1 protein-coding gene and 1 pseudogene are annotated in these 1,170 nt (G+C 63.8%); both read left to right on the top strand.

The annotated features are described in order from the left end of the window. Window positions 1–639 (top strand): electron transfer flavoprotein subunit beta/FixA family protein (locus RQI28_RS19660; RefSeq protein ID WP_311224350.1); only part of this gene is annotated, 639 nt, incomplete at its 5' end. Between the two features lie 76 nt (window positions 640–715). Then, window positions 716–1,170, top strand: a pseudogene (locus RQI28_RS19655) (electron transfer flavoprotein subunit alpha/FixB family protein); the annotation flags it as partial.

Raw genomic sequence — 1,170 nt, 5'->3', positions numbered from 1 at the left:
TTTGACGAGATCGCCGTCGAAGAAGCCGTGCGCCTGAAAGAAAAAGGCCTGGCCACCGAAGTCATCGCCGTCAGCTGCGGCGACGCCAAGAGCCAGGAAACCCTGCGCACCGCCATGGCCATCGGCGCGGACCGCGCCATCCTGGTCGAAACCACCGAAGAGCTCCAACCCCTGGCCGTCGCCAAGCTCCTCAAAGCCCTCATCGACAAGGAACAACCCCAGCTCGTCATCCTGGGCAAGCAAGCCATCGACGACGACTCCAACCAAACCGGCCAGATGCTCGCAGCGCTCGCCGACCTGCCCCAGGCCACCTTCGCCTCCAAGGTCGAAGTGGCGGGCGATAAAGTCACCGTCACCCGCGAAGTCGACGGCGGCCTGGAGACCATCGCCCTCACGCTGCCCGCCGTCATCACCACCGACCTGCGCCTCAATGAGCCGCGCTACGTCACGCTGCCCAACATCATGAAGGCCAAGAAAAAGCAGCTCGACGTGGTCAAACCCGAAGACCTCGGCGTCGACGTCCAGCCCCGCCTGAAGACCCTCAAAGTGAGCGAGCCCCCCAAACGCGGCGCCGGCATCAAAGTGCCCGACGTCGCCGCCCTGGTCGACAAACTCAAGAACGAAGCGAAGGTAATTTGAAGTCATTGCGGGACAGACCGCAGCGGCACAGCCGCAAGCTCTGTCCCCAACGGATCAAGATTTTTTGGAACAAAAAATGACCGCACTTGTTATTGCCGAACACGACCACGCCAGCATCAAGCCGGCCACCCTCAACACCGTCACCGCCGCCATCGCCTGCGGCGGTGACGTACACATCCTGGTCGCCGGCGCCAATGCCGCCGAGGCTGCCCAGGCCGCCGCACAGATCGCAGGTGTCGCCAAAGTCATCGCCGCCGACAGCGCCAGCCTGGCTGAGAACCTCGCCGAGAACGTCGCCGCGCAAGTCATCGCCATTGCGGGCAACTACAGCCACATCCTCTTCCCCTCCACCGCCAACGGCAAGAACGTCGCCCCGCGCGTTGCTGCCCTGCTCGACGTCGCCCAGATCAGCGACATCACCCAGGTCGTCAGCCCCGACACCTTCGAGCGCCCCATCTACGCCGGCAACGCCATCGCCACCGTGCAAAGCAGCGACAGCATCAAAGTCATCACCGTGCGCACCACCGGCTT

It is taken from the genome of Acidovorax sp. WCS2018Noco2-16, from assembly GCF_031843945.1.
GTDB lineage: Bacteria > Pseudomonadota > Gammaproteobacteria > Burkholderiales > Burkholderiaceae_C > Paracidovorax.
The sequence above is the reverse complement of the archived record's forward strand: the minus strand, read 5'-3'. Positions and strand labels throughout refer to the sequence as shown.